Genomic DNA, 20,866 nt, shown 5'->3' on the forward strand with positions numbered 1-20,866 from the left:
GGTGTCGCCGGGTANTCTTGTTCGCCNTAGGTCACCAGGCCGGCGGNCTTGGCCTCGTTCAATTCGGCGCGTACCTGTTCACGGGTCTTGCCAGGGGCTGATGAAACTGCCGATACGGGATACTCTTGTTCACCGTAAGTGACTTGGCCGGCTGCTTTGGCCTCTGCGAGCTCAGCGATGACCTGCTGCCGACTTTTGCCGGGAACGGGGGACGCACGGGGCATGGGGTAAGGCTGCTCGCCGCGAGGGATCTCGCCTGCCTTGTTCGCTCGGACCGCCTCCGCGTGAACCTCTGCGCGGGTCGGGGCACGGGGGTCGACCCGGCCGTAAACCCCTTGGAAGGGCATATTGTTCGGTTCGATATTGGGCGAAGGTGTCTGGAGCTGGCTAGCCGAGGGCGCCTCACGGGCGGGGGGAGGGGGCGCCTCAATGTCGGCGTCTGCCACGTTGGTCGGAAGTGGCTGGCCTGAGGTTACGGGTCTCATGGGGTGACCTCCATTTGTCTTGGGCCTTAAAACAATTCAGCGGCTTTTCCGTGTCTCGCGCCTCGTGGCGTGTGATGACGAGGGTCTCGCCGCTTATCCTAGCCTGGAGACGATCAGGCTGCCTGAGAAATGTATTCCCGTTGCCCATGGTAAGGGATTTCATCGCGCGCCTTTGGCTGCGAAATCGGACGCTTCTTCTAAATGGTGTTGGGACGTCCCGGCAATAAAAAACGCCGGCATCGAGCCGGCGTTCCCAGATAGACAGACACTCCGATATAGACGGGTGTCCGGTTTAGAAAGCTAGGGTGCCTTCTTTTTTTGCTGAGCGGCAAAGTCCCCCGCCACGGCAGTGCTGAATGCCGAGGGTTGCAGATATTTGCGCAAAGCGGCATTGACCGAATCGGGGGTGAGTGCCTCGATTTTCTGGTCGAATTGCGCGGACCATTCGAACGTCCGGCCACGACTCAGGTAGTCGACCCAGGCTGAGGCCAGCACGCTGTCTTGGGCGCGAGACAGTTTGCGATAGTTCAGCAGGGCGGCGATGCCGTCTTCGATTTCCTTGGCCGTGAAACCGTCTTTCACGGCGCGGGCGAGCTCTTCTTTGATGGCAGTTTCCAGGCGCTCACGGTTTTGCGGCGCATAGATCGCATAGACCGTCCAACTGCCCGTAGGCTCGTACGAGGACACTGACAGATTGCTGCGTACGTTGTACGACAGGCCTTCTTTTTCGCGAACGCGGTCCCACAGGCGCGAGGTTTCCGAGGTGCCCAGCAGGAAATTAGCCAAATAAAGCGCGGGGAAATCCGGATCCGTATCCTGCAGCTTGAGGGGCAGCCGCGAAATGTAGAAGGCATTGGCCTTGTCGGGCGTTTCGATATCGAAGTTCTGCGCTTTGATGTCGTGATAAGGATCATCCAGGCGGGTGTACGCCGGTGCCTTTTGCCAGCCTTTCAGCCCTTCGGTCAGGGATTGTTTGACTGCGTTGACGTCAAACTCGCCGACGGCGGAGAACTTCACCGTGCCGGCGCCGTAGAACCGCTTGTGAAACGCCACCAGCGCATCACGCTTGATGCCTTCGGTCTGTGCCAGGGCCTCATCAAAGGTAGGCACATAGCGCACGTCGTCGGCAGGCCACGGGTTGTCCTGGCGCGCCAGCGCACGCGAGGCCAAGGCTGTGGGTTCGGTCATGGCGCTGCGTATCGAGGTCAGTGCCTGACGTTGATATTCCTCGATTTCGGCTTCCGGGAAATTGGCGTTGCGCACGACGTCCAGCACCAGGCTGATCAGCGCGGGCAAGTGCTCGCCAGCGGCTGACATCGAGACAGTCAGATCAGTGCCGGAGCCGCTGAACGAGACCTGCGCTTGCAGCGCGTCGAAACGGTCCTGAATCACTTGGCGCGACAGGGTAGGCGTACCGCGTTCGAGCAGATCGGCGACGGCCGCGGCGTTGATACGTTGGCCGCGCAGGCTGGCCGCATCGCCGAACTGGACGAGCAATTCGGCCTGGACCCGCCCGCCGCGGGTGGTTTTGGGCAGCAAAGCCAGTTGGACGGTGCCATTGGGCAGCTCCAGGCTGTCGCGCTGCGTCAGCTTGTCGATGTTGGCCGGCGACGGATCAAAGACATCGGCCTGCTTGAAGTCGGCATCGCCTTTGTAGTCTTTCAGTGCTGCGCCCAAGTCTGCACGCACCAATTGCGGTGCACGTTTGGGTTTTTCCGTCGGGATATAACGGCCTTCGGTACGATTGCTGGCGGTCAAATACTCGTTCGCGATGCGTTGTACGTCTGCGAGCTTGGCCTGACGAACACGGTCGCGATGCAAAAAGAGCAAGCGCCAGTCACCACCCGCGATGGCCTCTGACAGCGCGACGCCGATTTGCTCTGGGTCCGCATAGAGTTGTTGCCATGCGGTCAGCCACTTGCTGCGGGCGCGATCCAGTTCCTCTTGGGTAAAGGGCTTTTTATCCAGCGATTCCAGGGTCGAGGTGAGGGTTTGAAGGGCTTTGTCCTGATCCATGCCGGGCTGCAACTGGGCGCCGAACATGGCGACACCGGGATCGTGTTGATCCATGGTGAAACCGAAGACCTCCGCGGCCAACTTGGTCGGCACCAGGGCTTGGTACAGGCGGCCCGACGGGGTATCGGCCAGGATGGTCGCGGCCAGATCGAACGGGATGTAGTCGGGGCTGCCGGCCGCGGGGATGTGGTACATCGCGGCCACCAGCGGCGTGCCGCCCGCGCGTCGCAGGGTCACGGCGCGCTCGCCGTCCTGAACCGGCTCGACGGTGTATTCCGGCGGCAGCTTGCGTTCGGGCTTGGGCAGTTTGCCCAGGGTTTCGCTGATCGCCTCCAGCGTTGTTTGCGGGTCGAAGCTGCCGGCAACGATCAGGACGGCGTTATCGGGCTGGTAATACTCGTGATAGAAGGCGCGCAGTTGACCGACGTCGACATTTTCCACATCGGAGCGCGCGCCAATGGTGCTCTTGCCATAGCTGTGCCACTGGTAGGCAGCGGCCTGCATTTTTTGCATCAGCACGCGAAAGGGATTGTTTTCGCCGCTTTCCATTTCGTTGCGCACCACGGTCATCTCAGAGTCGAGATCTTCCTTGGCAATCAAGGAGTTGACCATGGCGTCGGCCTGCCAGCCCAGATACCATTTCAGCGTCTCGGGGTTTGCCGCAAAGCTGGCAAAGTAATTGGTGCGATCGCTCGAGGTCGAGCCGTTGGCCTGCAGGCCGCGGCGGGAGAACTCGCCCAGGGCATTACGGGTGGTGGGCGTGCCCTTGAACAGCATGTGTTCCAGCAAGTGCGCCATCCCGGTCTGGCCGTAGTTTTCCTGGCGCGACCCGACCAGATAGGTCATGTTGACCGTGGTGGTGGGCTTGGAGGCATCCGGCGCCAGCAGCACGCGCAGGCCATTGGATAGCCGGTATTCCGTGATGCCCTCGACAGAGGTGATCTCCGTGATCCCGGCGGGAGTGGGCGCGGCCCCCGCCTGAAAGGCGAGAAAGGACGTGACCAGCAGGGCGTTCAAGCGGGCGAATAGCCCCGAAAACGAAAAACGCATAGCAAGCATCCATAACGGGCGAAAGTCGTTGGAGTGTATACGCAACGGATGGTTCCTATCGCCACGGGGGAATCGAATTGCGTAGTTCCATATAAGACTGGCTGACAGTGCAGGGTATGCCGTTGTACGAGTTGCGTTGCTCTGCGGTCTGAGCGGCCCTGCAAACCTCGCCGTTATAATTTGCCCGAATCAGTATGGCGTCTAGCCCGGCTCAAGGCCGATATGTATGTCGTCTTTCACCCAGAAAGGCGAGCCCCCGGACTTTCCAATGAATCCCCTCCTGTCTCCTGCGTTGCCTGTTGGCGCCACGTTGGTCGAGTGTTCATACGAACGCCACGCTGCGGCCATCCTGGAACTTTTCAATGACGCGATCCTGACCTCGACGGCCTTGTACGACTACAAGCCGCGCACCTTGACCTCGATGCAGGCGTGGTTTCAGGCGAAAGCGGCGGGCGGCTTCCCTGTTGTCGGCTTTGAAAACGAGGCAGGCGAGTTGATGGGCTTTGCCAGTTACGGCTCGTTTCGCGCCTATCCTGCCAACAAATATACGGTAGAGCACTCGGTGTACGTCGAGAGCCGTTTTCGTGGAAGAGGGCTGGCCGAAGCCCTGATGCGTATCGTGATCGATCGCGCCCGGCAGGCGCAACTGCATGTGCTGGTCGGTGGCATTGACGCCACGAATGCGGGCAGTATCAGGCTGCATGAAAAACTCGGCTTCGTGCATGCCGGGACGATACGGCACGCAGGGTTCAAGTTCGGTCGCTGGCTGGATCTCGCGTTTTACCAGTTGATTCTGGATACGCCCGTCGAGCCCGTTGACGGTTGAGCGGAATCATTTCGATAACTGCCGCATCGCCTGTTCCAGGCCGGCTACCGTCACCGGGTACATGCGCTGTTGCATGATGTCGCGCAGCAGTGCGATGGACTGACGGTATTGCCACGATGCCGTGGGCTCGGGGTTGAGCCACGCGGCCTTGGGCCACGTATCAAGCAATCGCCGCAGCCAGACTGCGCCAGGTTCTTTGTTGTAATGCTCGACCGAGCCGCCTGGTTGCAGAATCTCGTACGGACTCATGGTGGCGTCGCCCACGATGATCAGCCGCCAATCGGGGTTGTATTTGCGCAGCACGTCCCAGGTGTCAAAGCGTTCGCTGTTGCGCCGACGGTTGTTTTGCCACAGCGTTTCGTAAGGGCAGTTATGGAAGTAATAGACCTCCAGATTGCGAAACTCGCTGCGCGCTGCAGAAAACAGCTCTTCGACGCGCGCGATATGGTCGTCCATGCTGCCGCCGACATCCAACAGCATGAGGACTTTGACCGTGTTATGGCGTTCGGGTACGAGCCGTAAATCGAGGTGGCCCGCATTGCGTGCCGTACTGGTGATGGTGTCGTCCAGATCCAGTTCCAGTTCTGCGCCCTCGCGTGCAAAACGGCGCAGCCGCCGTAATGCGACTTTGAAATTGCGCGTGCCCAGTTCGATTTGATTGTCGTAGTCGCGAAACTGCCGCATGTCCCAGACTTTCACGCCAGTGCGGTTGCCGGCGGAATCGCCGCCTACGCGAATGCCTTCGGGGTGATAGCCACTATTGCCAAAAGGGGACGTGCCGCCTGTGCCGATCCATTTGTTGCCGCCGGCATGGCGTTCCTTTTGTTCCTCGAGGCGCTCTTTGAAGAGCTCCATCAGTTTGTCCCAGCCGTGCTTTTCGATCGCGGCTTTTTCTTCGGCCGTCAGGCTTTTTTCGAATTGCTTGATCAGCCAGTCGAGCGGGATGTCCTTGTCGGCGGGCAACGCCGCCTCAATGCCGCGATAGTAGGCGCCAAAAGCGGCATCGTAACGGTCGTAGAGCGACTCGTCTTTTACCAGTGCAGTGCGCGCCAGGAAATAAAAGTCATCGAGCGTGGGCGACATGACCTGGTGCTGCAGGGCTTCCAGCAGCGTCAAGTATTCCTTGACCGACACTGGCAGCTTGTGCGCGCGCAGATGGTAGAAGAAGTCGATCAGCATGTCAGCGCCGGGTGTTGCCGCGAGTCATGGCCGCCAGACGTTCCAGCAACTGCACGTCCTGTTCGTTTTTGAGCAGTGCACCCGCCATCATCGGGACGGAGGCTGCAGCGTGCGCTTCGATTTGCGAGGCCGTTGCGCCTTCGGCCAACAGCAGGCGCAGCCAGTCCAACAGCTCGGAGGTGGACGGCTTCTTTTTCAGCCCGGGGGCTTCGCGCAGGGCGAAAAACGTGTCCAGCGCTGCACGCAAGACGTCTTGCTTCAGATCAGGAAAATGCACGTCGACAATGTCGCGCATCGTTTCGCGATCCGGGAAGCGGATATAGTGGAAAAAGCAGCGGCGCAGAAAGGCGTCAGGCAGATCTTTTTCGTTGTTCGAGGTGATGATCACCAGCGGCCGGTGGCGTGCGGCAATGGTTTGACGCGTTTCGTAAACATGGAATTCCATGCGATCGAGTTCGCGCAGCAGGTCATTGGGAAACTCGATATCCGCCTTGTCGATCTCGTCGATCAACAGCACCACGGGCTCGGGCGCGTCAAAGGCCTGCCATAGCGTGCCTTGCACGATGTAGTTGCGGATGTCGCGCACCTTTTCGTCGCCGAGCTGCGAGTCGCGCAAGCGCGATACGGCGTCGTATTCATACAGGCCTTGATGCGCCTTGGTCGTGGACTTGATGTGCCACTGCAGCAGCGGGCGTCCCAGCGCCAGCGCGACTTCTTCGGCGAGCATGGTCTTGCCGGTGCCGGGTTCGCCCTTGATCAGCAAGGGGCGTTGCAGCGTCAGTGCCGCGTTGACGGCCAATTTGAGATCGTCGGTCGCGACGTAGCGGTCGGTTCCTTCGAAGCGGGATGCAGCGGGACTCTGGGCAGCGGACATAGGCGATGGCAGCGAAAGAAGGGCGGAGCATGTCCGCGCGTGGGTTAGTATGGCTCAACGACAATTATCGTACAATCGACCGGGTTTGTAGCTGGGTTCAGGCCCGGCCGCTCATCCCGAGCACAGTTTTCAGCCTTACAAAGAGCCATTCCAATGAAGTTGAAAACCTTTCTGTCCTCGCTGGTTGTAGTGGTGTCCTGTGCGATCGCTGGTCAGGCGGCTGCTGCCGAGGCAGCACCGACTGGCAATATCCAGAACGCCAAAAGCAAAGTGTCCATGTGCATCGGGTGCCATGGCATTCCTGGCTACAAAGCCAGTTTTCCCGAGCTCTATCATGTGCCGATGATTGCTGGCCAGAACGCCAAATACATCGAAGCCGCCCTCAATGAGTACAAAAAAGGCGCGCGCAGCCATCCGACCATGGATGCCATCGCGGGCAGCCTGAGCGACCAGGACATTGCTGATCTGGCCGCCTATTACTCTAATCTCAAGTGATGCGAGGGCACATGATGAAACGCTATACGTTGATCTTGGCAGGGACTATGCTGGCCGCCGCCAGTGGCGGTGTGCAGGCCCAGGATCTGGCCGCCGGTAAAGCGGTATTCGATAAGTTCAACTGCGCCTCGTGTCATGGCGCCGATGCCAAGACATCCGTTGACCCGGCCTATCCTGTGTTGGCAGGGCAGCACGAGGATTATCTTATCCATGCGCTAAAGGCCTACAGGCGAGGTGCCGCCGGCACGGCCGCTACGGCCAACGTACGTAAAAATCCCATCATGGGGGCTTTTGCGGCGCAGTTGTCGGATCAGGACATCGAACACGTGGCGCAGTGGCTGTCCGCGCAGCCCAGCGATCTCGGTGTGCGCAAATAAAGCACGCCAGGTATCGCCGCACCTGCCCGGTTGATTTCTGTTGAGGGTTATGGTCGCCGTCGTTGACGGCGGCCGTTAACGCTCTGCGCGTTGACGAATCAGGTCGATGTAGACATCACTATCGAGTTCAGTGCCAAGTCGCTGGGCTTCCCAGACGACCTGGCCCAGACAGTCCATGATGTCGTGTGCGGCCTGATGCGCGTCGCTGCGCGCGACCAGCTTCTGGTAGGCGGCACGGATTCCGCGCGGGTGATCGATGGACAACTGCTCTGCGATGGCCAAATGCATCGACAGATGCAGAAACGGATTCGTGCGGCCTTTTTCGACCGGATACTCCGCCGTCATGGCCTCGGGGTGTTCCAGATCGCCGTGATATTCGGGGTGCTCAATGATCCAGTCCAGCGCCATCGATTCCAATGGCGTCAGAATTTCATTGGCACGGTGTTTGCGCCAGGTTTCGATAAAGAACTCGCGGACTTGATCCCGGGACGGGTTGAACATGTGACGTAACGTCTGTAGAGACAGAAAGGAAAGTCTTCATTTTACGCCTGCGGGATTTCATCCCTCCGCACGGGCGTCAGAATGGGCGCTAGAATGAGCTACGGTCCGCCGTCTGGCTCGGTGGCTGGCGATAATCATGCTGGCCGCTGCGATCTGGTGGCGAGCGAGCAACCCCCAGGAGCAACAGGAGCATTCATGTCCTACCAACATATCAAGGTTCCCTCTGCGGGCCAGAAAATCACGGTCAATGCTGATTTTTCCCTGAACGTACCTGATCAGGCCATCATCCCCTACATCGAGGGTGACGGTACGGGGGCGGACATTACGCCCGTGATGATCAAGGTCGTGGATGCTGCAGTTCAAAAGGCCTACGGCGGCAAGCGCAAAATCCACTGGATGGAGGTCTACGCTGGCGAAAAGGCCACCAAGGTCTACGGGCCGGATGTGTGGCTGCCTGATGAAACGCTGGATGTGGTCAAAGATTATGTGGTGTCAATCAAAGGACCGTTGACGACACCGGTGGGAGGCGGGATCCGCTCGCTGAACGTGGCGCTGCGCCAGCAGCTCGATCTGTATGTCTGCCTGCGCCCGGTACGTTATTTCAAGGGCGTGCCTTCGCCCGTACGTGAGCCGGAAAAGACCGATATGGTGATCTTCCGCGAAAACTCGGAAGACATCTACGCCGGGATCGAATACGAGGCGGACAGCGAGCAGGCCAAAGAACTGATTCAGTTTCTGCAGACCAAGCTGGGTGTCAAGAAGATCCGTTTTCCCAATACTTCGTCTATCGGCATCAAACCCGTGTCGCGCGAAGGCACCGAACGCCTGGTACGCAAGGCCATTCAATACGCGATCGATAATGACCGGGCATCGGTCACGCTGGTGCACAAGGGCAACATCATGAAGTTCACCGAGGGTGGCTTCCGTGACTGGGGCTATGCGTTGGCACAAAAGGAATTCGGCGCGCAACTGATCGACGGCGGTCCGTGGTGCAAATTCAAAAACCCGAAGACGGGCCGGGAAATCACCATCAAGGACTCCATTGCCGACGCCTTTCTGCAACAGATCCTGTTGCGGCCGGCCGAGTACGACGTTATTGCCACACTGAATCTGAACGGTGACTACATTTCCGACGCCTTGGCCGCGCAGGTCGGCGGGATCGGCATCGCGCCGGGGGCCAACCTGTCTGACTCGGTGGCCATGTTCGAGGCGACGCATGGCACTGCGCCCAAGTACGCCGGCAAAGACTACGTCAATCCGGGTTCAGAGATCTTATCCGCTGAAATGATGCTGCGTCATCTGGGCTGGGTCGAGGCCGCCGATCTGATCATTTCCAGTATGGAGAAATCGATCCTGTCCAAGCACGTCACCTATGATTTTGCCCGTTTGCTCGAGGGCGCGACCCAGGTTTCGTGCTCCGGTTTCGGTCAAGTGATGATCGACCATATGTGAAGCGCTATTCGCGAAACCATGGTTTCGCGGTTTGGATCTTCATGAAAAACCGCCCCTTTGGGCGGTTTTTTTGTTCCATAACATGGTTGTCCACCAGGTCTTCATCGACATGAGCAAATCCTGTCAGATGGTGACGATTTTGGGGTGAGAGAGGGCATTTATTGCGAATCTTTGCGATTCGATGTGTCATGTCATGAGTTATTACCCGGACATATTTAGCCAAAAACTCCCCTTATTCGGCAACATCTGCACTCTAAATAGGCTCAACCCGAAAATTCGAGTTCTTGCGCAAAGCGACCTCATAAGTCGGACTATGTCACCCCATGGTTGTTGTTAACACGCAATAAAGGCTCGATTTCTAAATGTGTCTTAAGTAACTTAATGATTTATTTGAAATCCACAATTTCCTTAAAAAACAACGAATTAATCGTTATGTAAGAAATATTTGGATTCTTTGTGTAGTTCCTGGTTTTGGGGTGGACAAAACGTTTCCCTAAGGTATGGGTTCTGGCGGTCTCCACGGGTGGGGACTAGCGGCTTTCTCTACTGATCGGGATGAGGATATGAAACTAACAAAAACTCTGCTGGCTGGCGCGATCCTCGCCGGCATGGCCGGCACTGCGTACGCTGAAACGCAAGTGACCTTGTACGGTTTGATCGACGTGGGTATCACCTATCAACGCAACAAGGTTGGCACTGAAGACAGCAACCGTGCTTTGTACGGCGGTAACTACCAGTCTCGTATCGGTATGACCAACGGCATCCAGAGCGGCTCGCGCTGGGGTCTGCGTGGTACCGAAGATCTGGGCGATGGCCTGCAAGCCGTGTTCGTGCTGGAAAGCGGTTTCGGTGCCAGCAATGGTAACAGCGCTCAAGGTGGCCGTCTGTTCGGTCGTCAAGCCACCATCGGTCTGCGCAGCGAATCTTGGGGTCAAATTGATTTGGGTCGCCAAACCAACATCGCTTCCAAGTACTTTGCCAGCATCGATCCGTTCTCGCTCAGCTACTTGAACTCGACGATGGGTACGGCGTTCAGCGCCGCCAACACCGTTCGCTACGACAACATGGTCATGTACCAAACCCCGTCGTTCAGCGGTTTCCAAGCCGGTATCGGTTATTCGTTCAACGTGGATGACGAAGAGCGTCCGGGCGAATTCAAGACTGGCGACAACAGCCGTGCGATCACCGCAGGTGTTCGTTACGCGAATGGTCCGTTGAACGTCGCTTTGACGTACGACCAACAGTTCTTGTACCCGAGCCAACCGCAACCGAAGCAATTCATCATTGGCGGTTCGTATGACTTCGAAGTGCTGAAGCTGGCGTTGGCCTATGGCCGCACCTCCGACGGCGTGTTCGCTGGTCAAGACTTTGACGTGATGGGCGGTCTGGGCAATCCCAACACCCCCGCCAAGGGCCAAGGCGGCACGAACGACGCCTTCACCTGGGACGGTCTGAAGATCAACTCGTACTTGGTCGGTGTCAGCGCTCCGATCGGCGGTGCCAGCAACGTCTTCGCTTCGTGGCAACGTGCTGATCCTAACAAGGGTCTGGAAGCCATGGACATCTACAGCCTGGGCTACACCTACGACTTGTCCAAGCGCACCAACCTGTATTCGGTCGCTTCGTATGCTGACGCTGCTGACTTCGTAGACGGCAACAAGGCGCTGACCGTTGGCGTTGGTATCCGTCACCGCTTCTAAGATCTAGGTACGGGTTGCCCTTTTCCGAGCGGAGTCGGGGCACCTTGTTCTTAGCCACCTACTTTGTAGGTGGCTTTTTTTTATCTTCGAAAGCGGTTTTCACGGGAAAACAAGGCCGACGGTTCTGGATGATTTTCTCCTCTAAAATGCACCGTATCGGTGCAAACATGGAGATGTATTTGCGCCACCTTAGGGCATTCCCCTAGTGTGACAATCCCGGTCATGGTGCACAATCATGTTCATGCAGGTGAGGAGACAAATAGCCCACAAAGGGCAACCGGCGGCACCGGTATAAATAACTGGCAGTACCCTAATAAGAGCAAAACGCACAACGGCCNGCACCATCAGGTGCCGNCCGTTGTCGCATATAGCGCTCCGAACGCCAGATGTTGCAAAATGGGCAGACTGCGGCAACGTGGATACCAATGAATAATATGCCGGATTCCCCGAGTTCCACTCCCCCTGCGATGCGGCGCTATTGGCGGCGCAATCTGATCTTGACCGGCGTGCTCCTCCTCTGTTGGATGGCGTTGACGTTTCTTCCTGCTTATTTCGCTCGTGAGCTGTCGTTTGATTTCATCGGCTGGCCATTTGCGTTCTGGATGGCTGCCTATGGGGCGCCGTTGTCTTATCTGGTGCTGATAGGTATCTATGCTCGCCTGATGAATCGGGCCGATGCACAGGCTCGCAGTGATGGCGAGCGGGGCAATTGATGCCATTTTCCGGAGATAACGCACGCGACTTCAAGATCCGGCTGCGCCGCATTTACGTGCTGTATACCGCGGGTTTCGCCCTGCTGATTGTGTTGCTGGCGTTAGCCGAGGTTGCCGGCATGGCACGCGACTGGATTGGCTATGTTTTCCTGCTGGTCACGGTCAGTCTCTACGCCGGTATCGGCATTGTGTGCAGGACGTCCGATCAGGTCGAATACTACGTGGCGGGCCGCCGCGTCCCGGCGGTTTATAACGGTATGGCAACGGCGGCCGACTGGATGTCGGTGGCCTCGTTCATCGGTGTGGCTGGAACGCTATACCTGACGGGATATGGCGGGTTGGCGTACATCATGGGATGGACAGGGGGCTACGTGCTGGTAGCGCTGTTGCTGGCGCCATACCTGCGCAAGTTCGGTCAATACACGATCCCTGATTTCATGGGCGCCCGTTATGGCGGTAATCTGGCGCGCCTGGCCGGGGTGGCGTGCGCAGTGCTGTGCTCGTTTACGTATTTGGTCGCGCAAATTTACGGTGTAGGGATCATCACGACCCGTATGACCGGTATTTCGTTCGAGCTCGGCATTTTTGTCGCGCTGGGCGGCATGTTGGTGTGTTCCTTCCTGGGGGGCATGCGTGCGGTGACGTGGACGCAAGTCGGCCAATACATCATCCTGGTGGTGGCGTATCTGGTGCCCGTCGTGTGGTTGTCGATGAAACACACAGATATGCCGCTGCCGCAGCTGTCGGCGGGAAAGGTGCTGCAAGAAATCACCGAGCGCGAAGCGCAAATGGGCAAGGATGTGTCCGAGTTGCAGGTACGGCAATTATGGAAAGCGCGGGCCGATGAAATGACGCAGCGGCTGCAGGCTCTGCCGCAATCATGGGCCCAAGAAAAAGACCGGTTGCGCAGCCGCCTGGCGCAGTTGGCCGCCGCGAACGCGCCCATGATCGACATCCGTACGGTGGAGCGCGAACTCGAAACCTATCCGGCGAGTGTCGAAGAAGCGCGTGCCGCCTGGTCGCAGGCCAGGGCGATTTACGAGGCCCGTGGCTCGCCGCCTGTGCCTCATGCAGAGCCTTTCCCGTCGAAAGATCCTCAAGAGCGGCAGGATATGCGCACCAATTTCTTGGCGCTGGTGTTATGCCTGATGTTGGGGACAGCCGGCATGCCGCATATCTTGATGCGTTCATACACCACCTCGTCGGTCGTCGAGGCGCGGCGTTCGGTGTGCTGGTCGTTGCTATTTATCCTGCTGCTGTATTTCATGGCGCCAGCGCTGGCGCTGCTGATCAAGTACGAGGTCTACACGCAAGTGGTGGGGTCGAAGTTCGCGTCGTTACCGAGTTGGGTGCATGCCTGGAGTGCGGTGGACGTCAATCTGCTTGATCTGGTCGATGTAAATCGCGATGGCACGGTGCAGTTGGGCGAACTCAGCATGGGCGCCGATGTGGTGGTGTTGGCCATGCCCGAAATCGGCGGCCTGCCCTATGTGATTTCCGGGTTGGTGGCGGCTGGCGGATTGGCTGCGGCGCTGTCGACGGCCGACGGTCTGTTGCTGACTTTGTCGAATTCCCTGTCGCACGATATGTGGTATCGAGTGGTCTCGCCACGTATGTCGGCCGCGCGTCGCGTCATGGTGTCCAAAATACTGTTGCTGGTCGTGGCGTTCGGCGCGGCTTGGGTGGCGGCGCGCAAGCCTGCGGATATCCTGTTTATGGTGTCGGCGGCTTTTTCATTCGCCGCGTCATCGTTTTTCCCCGCATTGGTCATGGGCATCTTTTGGCGCCGGGCCAATAAATGGGGAGCGACGTTCGGCATGGTCGTCGGATTGGCGGTGACATTCACTTATATGGCCCACACGCATCCTTGGCTGCGGGAGTGGGTGTTCGGGATTGACCGGGCCCAGCCGATGGAGTTGTGGTGGGGGATTCAGCCGATTGCGGCAGGTGTATTCGGCGCGCCAGCGGCGTTCTTGACGATCATCGTCGTGTCATTGTTGACGCCGCCGCCCGATCGGGCGACGACGATGTTGGTGCAGTATTTGCGTGAGCCGGATGGCAAGCCGCCCGCATCACCGTGAGCGCACGAGGCGCTTAATAGCCCTTTGACCATGCCATTGTTCAGAGAGCGGCGTGGCGCGTGGATCTGCGCTCCGTTGCCACGTGTCAGTGGCTGACCGATTTCGAGAACACATTCATGATCACCACACCCGCGATGATCAACGCAATGCCCAGGATTGCCGGTGCATCGAGGTGCTGTTTAAAAAACAGCGCGCCCACCAGTGAAATCAGCACGATGCCCACGCCAGACCAGATGGCGTAGGCGATGCCGACGGGTATTTCGCGCAGGGTCAAGGCCAGGAAGTAAAAGGCCACGGCATAACCTGCCACGGTGATCACGGACGGAACCAGCCGAGTAAAACTGCTGGAGCTTTTCAGTGCGCTCGTGGCTATGATTTCAGCCACGATGGCGATGCCCAGATAAACCCATTTCATGTTTGATTCCGAGAAAACCCGGCAACCAGGCCGGAAAGGAAAGCCGCGAGGCGCGGCGTTGCCGGATTGCTCTGATCAGCGTCTGGCCCCGGTCTGGCGCAGCAGGACCAGCAAAGCCCCCGCACCTCCCTCGCGTTCCGAAGCTTGAGAAAAAGCCATGACTTCGGCTTTCTGGACCAGCCAGGTACGCACTTTGTCTTTGAGTACCGGCTCCAGGCCTTGCGACCCGTGGCCCTTGCCGTGCACGATGCGCACGCAACGGATGCCATGTTCCAGGCATTCGTCTAAAAAGGACAGGACGGCATGGCGAGCCTGCTCGACACGCAGGCCATGCAGATCCAACTCTGCGCCGGCGGGCCATTGGCCTCGGCGCAGGTTGCGAGCCGTATCGGGCGCTGCGTCAGCACGCACAAAAGCCGTGCCGCCCTCCGAGAGCAGATGGGCGACTTCGGCCCCATCAGAAAAACCGGCATCGGCGCGGTTAGGTGTCTCGCCCATGGCTGCTGCGCGGCGCATGGCAACGGCAGCGCTGATCGGGGCAAGTCCGTCAGGGGGCTTCCCATGCTGAGGCGAAGCGGCAGGACTGGCCGGCTCGGGTACGCGACGCCCGGATTGTTTGAGTGGCGTGACGGTCTTGGTCGCACGACGGAACGCGTCGGGATCGCTGTCCGCAGCACGGGCCTGCGCCGCCTGGCGCGCAACCCGTGTCGCCTGCTCGGCCCGCGCGCGGGCTTGTTGCGAGGCCTGGTGCAAACGTTTCAGATCACCCAGGCCGCCTTTGCTATTGCGCATTCTCCAGCCACCGCTGTGCGTCCAGAGCCGCCATGCAACCCGTGCCGGCGCTGGTGATGGCTTGGCGGTAGACGTGGTCTTGTACGTCGCCCGCGGCAAAAACGCCGGGCACCGAAGTCATCGTTGCCATGCCTGACAGACCGCTTTTGGTCACGATATAACCGTCTTTCATTTCGAGTTGCCCTTCGAAAATGCCGGTATTCGGTTGATGGCCGATCGCAATGAAGGCGCCCATGACGTCCAGATCTTGGGTTTCGCCGGTTTCGGTGCTGCGAATACGTACGCCAGTCACGCCGCTATCGTCGCCCAGGACTTCGTCCAGCGTATGGAACAGCTTGAGCTCCATATTGCCGTTGGCGACCTTGTCCATCATCTTGTCGACCAGGATAGGTTCGGCGCGGAATTTGTCACGGCGATGAATGACGGTGACCTTGCGGCAGATGTTGGACAGGTAGAGGGCTTCTTCGACTGCGGTATTGCCGCCGCCCACCACGACGACGTCCTTGTTGCGGTAAAAGAACCCGTCGCAGGTCGCGCAGCCCGACACGCCGCGGCCCATGAAGGATTCCTCAGAGGGCAGGCCGAGATATTTGGCCGAAGCGCCTGTCGCAATAATCAGCGCGTCGCAGGTATACAGATTGCCGGTATCGCCTGTCAGCGTGAAGGGGCGCTTGGACAAATCCACCTTGGCGATATGGTCAAACACCATCTCGGTGTTGAATCGCTCGGCATGCTGCTGAAAGCGCTGCATCAGGTCGGGACCTTGTACGCCGTCGACGTCAGCAGGCCAATTATCGACGTCGGTAGTGGTCATCAACTGGCCGCCTTGGGCCAGACCTGTAACCAGGACGGGGGACAAATTTGCCCGTGCCGCATAGACGGCAGCCGTGTAACCGGCGGGGCCGGATCCTAGTATCAAAACTTTAGCGTGTTTGGGCGTGGACATAGATGATTATCTTTAAGGGGATGCCCAATTATAATGAGCCCTATGCCGCGTATTTCAACTGCTTCTCCGCGCGCCTCGCGCAACACCCGTAACGGCCCTTCGCCGCTGCAAACGCGTATTTCCGCGTTGCTGCGCGAGGCTCGCTGGATTCTGTTCGCCGCCCTGGCCGCCTGGCTGACACTGGTGCTGGCCACCTGGTCGCCGTCCGATCCGGGATGGTCACATTCTGTGACCAATGGTGCGATTCACAACCGGGGAGGCACGTTCGGGGCCTATCTGTCGGACATTTTGTTGTATTTGTTCGGGTATTCTGCCTGGTGGTGGGTGGTGTTGCTGTTGCATCGAGTGCGGGCCGGCTATCGCCGCCTGGCCAGCCAGCTGCGCGCCGATGGCAAGCAGCCCGAGGTCCTGCCGCGTGTCCACTGGGAAGAAGGCGTCGGATTTTTCCTGGTATTGATCGGTTCGCTGGGGATCGAGGCATTACGGCTGTATAGCTGGGGCATGCATTTGCCGGGCGGCACCGACGGCGAAAGCGGGGCGGGCGGCGTGATCGGCCAGATGTTGGCCAGCAACCTGGCGCAGGGCGTGGGGTTCACGGGGGCGACGCTGGCGCTGCTGGTATTGATAGCGATTGGCCTGAGCCTGTTTTTCTCATTCTCGTGGCTGCATGTGGCCGAGCGCGTCGGCACCTGGCTCGAGGGCGTAATGCGTCGTATACGTGAGTCCTATACCGCCCGTCAGGACCGCAAGGTCGGTGAGGTCGCCAAGGCCGTCCGTACCGAGCAGGTCGAAGCCAAGCACGAAAAACTGACGCACGAACAACCTGTGCGCATCGAGCCCGCGATCACGGTGGTGCCGCGCTCGGATCGGGTCGAAAAGGAAAAGCAGCAGACTTTGTTCGCTCCGCCGTCGGGCGAGGGCGATCTGCCCGCGATCAGTCTGCTCGATCCTCCTACGCAGAACCAGGAAACGGTGTCGGCCGAGACCATCGAGTTCACGTCTCGCCTGATCGAAAAGAAGCTCGCCGATTTTGGCGTGAGCGTGACCGTGGTGGCGGCCCAGGCCGGACCAGTTATTACTCGTTACGAAATTGAGCCAGCCACCGGCGTGAAAGGCAGCCAGATCGTCAATCTGGCCAAAGACCTGGCGCGTGCGTTGAGCCTGGTCAGCATCCGGGTGGTGGAAACCATCCCGGGCAAGAACCTGATGGGGCTGGAGCTCCCCAATCCACGCCGTCAGATGGTCAAGCTGTCCGAAATCCTGGGCTCGCAGACCTATCATGCCAGCCACTCTGTCGTGACGATGGCGCTGGGCAAGGACATCGCCGGTAATCCGGTGGTCGCTGATTTGGCCAAAATGCCCCACTTGCTGGTAGCCGGTACGACAGGCTCGGGTAAGTCGGTCGGTATCAATGCCATGATCCTGTCGCTGCTGTACAAAGCCGGTGCGGCCGACACGCGACTGATCCTGATCGATCCCAAGATGCTGGAAATGAGCGTCTACGAGGGCATCCCGCATCTGCTGGCACCCGTGGTTACGGACATGCGCCATGCTGCCAACGCGCTGAACTGGTGCGTGGGCGAAATGGAAAAGCGCTATCGCCTGATGAGCAAAATGGGCGTGCGCAACCTGGCCGGCTACAACACCAAGATCCGCGATGCGATCAAGCGTGAGGCTCCGATTCCCAACCCATTCTCGCTGACGCCGGATCAGCCCGAGCCGCTCTCGCCGCTGCCCACTATTGTGGTGGTCATCGACGAGCTGGCCGACCTGATGATGGTGGTCGGTAAAAAGATCGAAGAACTCATCGCTCGCCTGGCGCAAAAGGCCCGGGCGGCCGGTATTCACTTGATTCTCGCGACACAGCGTCCCAGCGTGGACGTGATCACGGGCCTGATCAAGGCCAACATTCCCACGCGTATTGCATTCCAGGTGTCGTCCAAGATCGACTCACGCACCATTCTCGATCAGATGGGCGCGGAAACGCTGCTGGGGCAGGGCGATATGCTGTACATGCCTCCCGGCACAGGTTTGCCAGTGCGGGTGCACGGCGCCTTTGTGCATGACGACGAGGTTCACCGCGTGGTCGAACACCTGAAGGCGCAGGGTGAGCCCAACTATATCGAAGGCTTGCTCGAGGGCGCTCTCGAGGGTGAGACGGGCGATGGCGTGGGCAGTGTCACGGGCATGAGCGACGCCGAAAGCGATCCGATGTATGACCAGGCATGCGAGATTGTCTTGAAGCATCGCCGCGCGTCGATCTCGCTCGTGCAGCGCCATCTGCGAATTGGTTACAACCGTGCGGCCCGGTTACTGGAGCAAATGGAGCAATCGGGTATGGTGTCTGCAATGCAATCCAACGGTAATCGGGAAATCCTGGTGCCGTCCAAAGAGGAAGCCTGATGCTCGGTTCACGTCGTCCTTGGGCTGTCGCCATTGCGACGGCCACTGCTGCCGTCTGGTTGTCGCTCAGCCCCCTGGCTGCGCTGGCTGCCGATGCGCGCACGCAATTAAAAGCCTTTGTCGCGAACGTCAACAGCGCGACGGGTACATTCACGCAAACTACCACCGGGCCACAAGGTGGCGCTCAGCGTGCGCAGAGTGGCAATTTCGCCTTTCAGCGCCCCGGCAAGTTCAAATGGGCGGTGAGCCAGCCCTATGAGCAACTGGTCGTGTCCGATGGACAACGCCTGTTCCAATATGATCCTGATCTGGCTCAGGTGACCACGCGCCAGGTGGATCAAGCGATTGGCACGTCGCCCGCCGCCATTTTGTTTGGCTCAGGCGATCTGGAGCAAGCCTTCGACGTAACGCCGCTGCCGGACCGCGATGGTCTGCAGTGGCTGCGCGCCAAGCCGCGCAATGCCGATGCGGGCTTTGCACAGGTTGACATCGGCATGCAAAGCAATCTCCCGTCGCGAGTCGAACTGCTCGATTCGTTTGGGCAGACAACGCGCGTCGAGCTTTCCCAGATTCAATCCAATCCGTCCTTGCCGGCTAACGAGTTTCGCTTTACCCCGCCGGCGGGAGTGGATGTGGTCAAGATGTAGCGACGGCGGCTCAAGGTCTTTTATACGCCACGCAGTCGACCTCCACCTTTGCATCCACTACCAATCGCGATTGCACACAGGCGCGTGCAGGAGGATGCTCGCCGAAGTGTTCCTTAAATATCTTGTTGAAGGCAGCGAAGTCGCGCGGGTCGTCCAGCCAGACACCGCAACGCACGACGTGTTCAGGGCCATAGCCGGCTTCGGCCAGAATGGCCAGCACGTTGCCGATGGCCACGCGGGACTGCGCGACGATGCCGCCGTCGATGACTTCGCCGTTTTGCATGGGTACCTGGCCCGATACATAGAGCCAGCCGTCGGCCTGCACGGCACGGGCGAAGGGCATATGTTGATCACCCTGGCCGGTGCCTCCGGCAATACCGTAGCGAATGATGCCGTTGGTGTCGGCAGTTTGGGACGTGCTCATGGCTGTTCCTGAGAAGTGGAAAGAGAAGAAAACGCAGTAAATCCGGCGCGCAGGTCGCCGCTGCGTCGTAGCCAGCGGCCCGTGCGAGCGCCGGTCAATTGGCCATCGCGATACGACAGTACGCCGTTGACCCATACGGCCGTGATCCCGACGGCGGTCTGTTCGGGGTCGGCATAGCTGGCGCGGTCGGCGACTCGGTGCGGATCGAATAACACCAGGTCGGCATGATAGCCAGTGCGCAGCAGGCCTCGCTCGTGCAGTCCAAAGCGCGAGGCAGACAGGCCGGTCATTTTGTGCACCGCCTGTTCCAGCGAAAATAATTTCAACTGACGAGCGTAGTGGCCAAGCACACGCGGAAATGTGCCCCACAGGCGGGGATGCGGCAGCGGATCATTCGGCAGACCGTCCGAGCCGACCATTGTCAGACGGTGCGCCAGTATGCGACGCACATCGTTTTCCTGCATGCCGTGATAAACCGCGCCGGCAGGTTGCAGCCGGCGCGCCGCCTCGTGCAGCGGTACCTGCCAATGTGCGGCGATGTCCGCCAGCTTGCGGCCGGCTGCTTCGGGATGCGAGTTCGACCAGGTGATATCGATGTCGAATTCGTCAGTGACTTGTTTGAGGTCCAGCGTGGACGAACTGGCGGAATAGGGATAGCAGTCGCAGCCGATGGGCTGGTAACGGCTTGCCGTATCCAGACTGGCCAGGACTTCGTGGCTGCGGCCCCAGTTGCCCGCGCCGGCACATTTCAGATGCGACACGATCAGGGGTACGCGAGCATGTGCGGCGATATCGTAGGCCTCGTCCATGGCTTGCAGGATTTCGGCGAACTCCGAACGCAGGTGCGACGTATATAGCGCGCCGAACGCGTCCAGTTCCTCGGCCAGTGCTTTGACTTCGGCGGTGTCGGCATGAAAGGCTGAGGCATACGCCAGGCCTGTGCTCAGGCCGATGGCGCCGTGTTGCAGCGCCTCGCGCAATTGTGCGCGCATGGCGGCGATTTCACTGTCTGTGGCACGGCGATCCAGGCGATCCATGTGGTTGTTGCGTAGCGCCGTGTGCCCCACCAGCGCCGCTACGTTCACCGTGGGCTGCGCCGCAGCCACCGCGCGGGTGTAATCGGCAAAGCTCGGGTAGAGGAAATCTTCGCGGTTGCCCAAAAGGTTCATCGGGTCGGGCGGATGGCCTCGCAACGTGACCGGTGCGGCGCTGATACCGCAGTTGCCTACCACGACGGTGGTCACGCCTTGCGAGAGCTTGGGCAGCATGTCAGGCGTACGGATGACATTGGTATCGTCGTGGGTATGCACATCGATGAAGCCGGGTGCCAGGGCCAGGCCCGTGCCGTCGATGACCTCGCGCGCTCTGTGGGCATGGCCGTGGCCGTCAATCGTGGCGATACGGCCGTCGGCCAGCGCCACGTCGGCCTGGATACCGGGCGCGCCACTACCGTCGAGCACCAGCACGCCGCGGATCAGGGTGTCATACAT

General features: G+C 59.4%; 18 protein-coding genes and 1 pseudogene. 9 read left to right on the top strand and 10 right to left on the bottom strand.

Translation table 11 applies throughout. From position 1 onward, the window contains the following. Nucleotides 1-47: 47 nt before the first annotated feature. Both ACNA0I_RS16245 and ACNA0I_RS16250 read right to left on the bottom strand, forming a co-directional pair. A pseudogene (locus tag ACNA0I_RS16245) lies at nt 48-485 on the bottom strand (DUF4148 domain-containing protein); the annotation flags it as partial. A gap of 300 nt (nt 486-785) precedes the next feature. Continuing rightward, on the bottom strand, nt 786-3,551 hold the full coding sequence (locus tag ACNA0I_RS16250; protein WP_415807036.1) for a M16 family metallopeptidase: 2,766 nt from the start codon (nt 3,549-3,551) through the stop codon (nt 786-788). Between the two features lie 268 nt (nt 3,552-3,819). Here ACNA0I_RS16250 and ACNA0I_RS16255 point away from each other — a divergent pair, with 268 nt between their 5' ends. Beyond that, entirely contained in the window at nt 3,820-4,377 is a 558-nt protein-coding gene (locus ACNA0I_RS16255; RefSeq protein WP_415807037.1) for a GNAT family N-acetyltransferase, read from the top strand. 6 nt (nt 4,378-4,383) lie between these two features. Here the strand turns inward: ACNA0I_RS16255 and ACNA0I_RS16260 are convergent, their stop codons facing one another. Next, nucleotides 4,384-5,556 carry a vWA domain-containing protein gene (locus ACNA0I_RS16260; protein WP_415807038.1) on the bottom strand — a complete coding sequence of 391 codons (1,173 nt, stop codon included), beginning with the start codon at nt 5,554-5,556 and terminating at the stop codon, nt 4,384-4,386. A 1-nt stretch (nt 5,557) separates the two neighbouring features. After that, the gene (locus tag ACNA0I_RS16265; RefSeq protein ID WP_415807039.1) at nt 5,558-6,430 is read right to left on the bottom strand and encodes an AAA family ATPase; all 873 of its coding nucleotides are present in this window, start codon (nt 6,428-6,430) and stop codon (nt 5,558-5,560) included. Between the two features lie 153 nt (nt 6,431-6,583). Here ACNA0I_RS16265 and ACNA0I_RS16270 point away from each other — a divergent pair, with 153 nt between their 5' ends. Next, a complete protein-coding gene (locus ACNA0I_RS16270) occupies nt 6,584-6,925 on the top strand; it encodes a c-type cytochrome (protein WP_415807040.1) in 342 nt (113 codons plus the stop codon). Between the two features lie 14 nt (nt 6,926-6,939). After that, nucleotides 6,940-7,302, top strand: coding sequence for a c-type cytochrome (locus tag ACNA0I_RS16275; RefSeq protein WP_415807182.1), 363 nt, complete (start codon nt 6,940-6,942; stop codon nt 7,300-7,302). 75 nt (nt 7,303-7,377) lie between these two features. On the opposite strand, the gene ACNA0I_RS16280 is transcribed toward ACNA0I_RS16275, so the two are convergent. Then, nucleotides 7,378-7,803 (bottom strand): DUF1841 family protein, encoded by a 426-nt coding sequence (locus ACNA0I_RS16280; RefSeq protein ID WP_094820078.1) that lies wholly within the window; start codon nt 7,801-7,803, stop codon nt 7,378-7,380. 195 nt (nt 7,804-7,998) lie between these two features. Between ACNA0I_RS16280 and icd the strand changes: the two genes are divergently transcribed. The 4 genes from icd (at nt 7,999) to ACNA0I_RS16300 (ending at nt 13,749) form a co-directional block, all read left to right on the top strand. Beyond that, nucleotides 7,999-9,255: an NADP-dependent isocitrate dehydrogenase gene (gene icd / locus ACNA0I_RS16285; RefSeq protein ID WP_415807042.1), complete on the top strand. Its 1,257-nt coding sequence runs from the start codon at nt 7,999-8,001 to the stop codon at nt 9,253-9,255. Nucleotides 9,256-9,818: 563 nt separating this feature from the next. Next, nucleotides 9,819-10,955 (top strand): porin, encoded by a 1,137-nt coding sequence (locus ACNA0I_RS16290; protein WP_415807043.1) that lies wholly within the window; start codon nt 9,819-9,821, stop codon nt 10,953-10,955. 434 nt (nt 10,956-11,389) lie between these two features. Next, nucleotides 11,390-11,668, top strand: a complete 279-nt coding sequence (locus tag ACNA0I_RS16295; RefSeq protein WP_415807183.1) for a DUF4212 domain-containing protein — start codon at nt 11,390-11,392, stop codon at nt 11,666-11,668. Continuing rightward, the gene (locus ACNA0I_RS16300) at nt 11,668-13,749 is read left to right on the top strand and encodes a sodium:solute symporter family protein (protein WP_415807044.1); all 2,082 of its coding nucleotides are present in this window, start codon (nt 11,668-11,670) and stop codon (nt 13,747-13,749) included. The genes ACNA0I_RS16295 and ACNA0I_RS16300 overlap by 1 nt, the downstream gene beginning before the upstream one ends. An 85-nt stretch (nt 13,750-13,834) precedes the next feature. On the opposite strand, the gene ACNA0I_RS16305 is transcribed toward ACNA0I_RS16300, so the two are convergent. The 3 genes from ACNA0I_RS16305 to trxB all read right to left on the bottom strand — a co-directional run bounded on the left by ACNA0I_RS16305 (nt 13,835) and on the right by trxB (nt 15,902). Continuing rightward, nucleotides 13,835-14,164, bottom strand: coding sequence for a DMT family transporter (locus ACNA0I_RS16305; RefSeq protein WP_415807045.1), 330 nt, complete (start codon nt 14,162-14,164; stop codon nt 13,835-13,837). A 75-nt stretch (nt 14,165-14,239) separates the two neighbouring features. Continuing rightward, nucleotides 14,240-14,956, bottom strand: coding sequence for a Smr/MutS family protein (locus tag ACNA0I_RS16310; RefSeq protein WP_415807047.1), 717 nt, complete (start codon nt 14,954-14,956; stop codon nt 14,240-14,242). Then, entirely contained in the window at nt 14,946-15,902 is a 957-nt protein-coding gene (gene trxB, locus ACNA0I_RS16315; RefSeq protein WP_415807048.1) for a thioredoxin-disulfide reductase, read from the bottom strand. The genes ACNA0I_RS16310 and trxB overlap by 11 nt, the downstream gene beginning before the upstream one ends. Before the next feature lie 42 nt (nt 15,903-15,944). On the opposite strand from trxB, the gene ACNA0I_RS16320 reads away from it, so the two are divergent. Beyond that, the gene (locus ACNA0I_RS16320; RefSeq protein WP_415807049.1) at nt 15,945-18,305 is read left to right on the top strand and encodes a DNA translocase FtsK; all 2,361 of its coding nucleotides are present in this window, start codon (nt 15,945-15,947) and stop codon (nt 18,303-18,305) included. Then, the gene (gene lolA / locus ACNA0I_RS16325; protein ID WP_415807050.1) at nt 18,305-18,952 is read left to right on the top strand and encodes an outer membrane lipoprotein chaperone LolA; all 648 of its coding nucleotides are present in this window, start codon (nt 18,305-18,307) and stop codon (nt 18,950-18,952) included. Before ACNA0I_RS16320 ends, lolA begins: the two co-directional genes overlap by 1 nt. Nucleotides 18,953-18,962: 10 nt before the next feature. Here the strand turns inward: lolA and ACNA0I_RS16330 are convergent, their stop codons facing one another. Together ACNA0I_RS16330 and ACNA0I_RS16335 are read right to left on the bottom strand one after the other, a co-directional pair. After that, complete coding sequence (locus ACNA0I_RS16330; protein WP_415807051.1) at nt 18,963-19,376, bottom strand: RidA family protein; 414 nt, start codon at nt 19,374-19,376, stop codon at nt 18,963-18,965. Further along, nucleotides 19,373-20,866 (bottom strand): N-acyl-D-amino-acid deacylase family protein, encoded by a 1,494-nt coding sequence (locus tag ACNA0I_RS16335; RefSeq protein WP_415807184.1) that lies wholly within the window; start codon nt 20,864-20,866, stop codon nt 19,373-19,375. The genes ACNA0I_RS16330 and ACNA0I_RS16335 overlap by 4 nt, the downstream gene beginning before the upstream one ends.

Source organism: Bordetella muralis (assembly GCF_965139205.1).
Taxonomy (GTDB): Bacteria; Pseudomonadota; Gammaproteobacteria; order Burkholderiales; family Burkholderiaceae_B; genus Bordetella_A; species Bordetella_A muralis.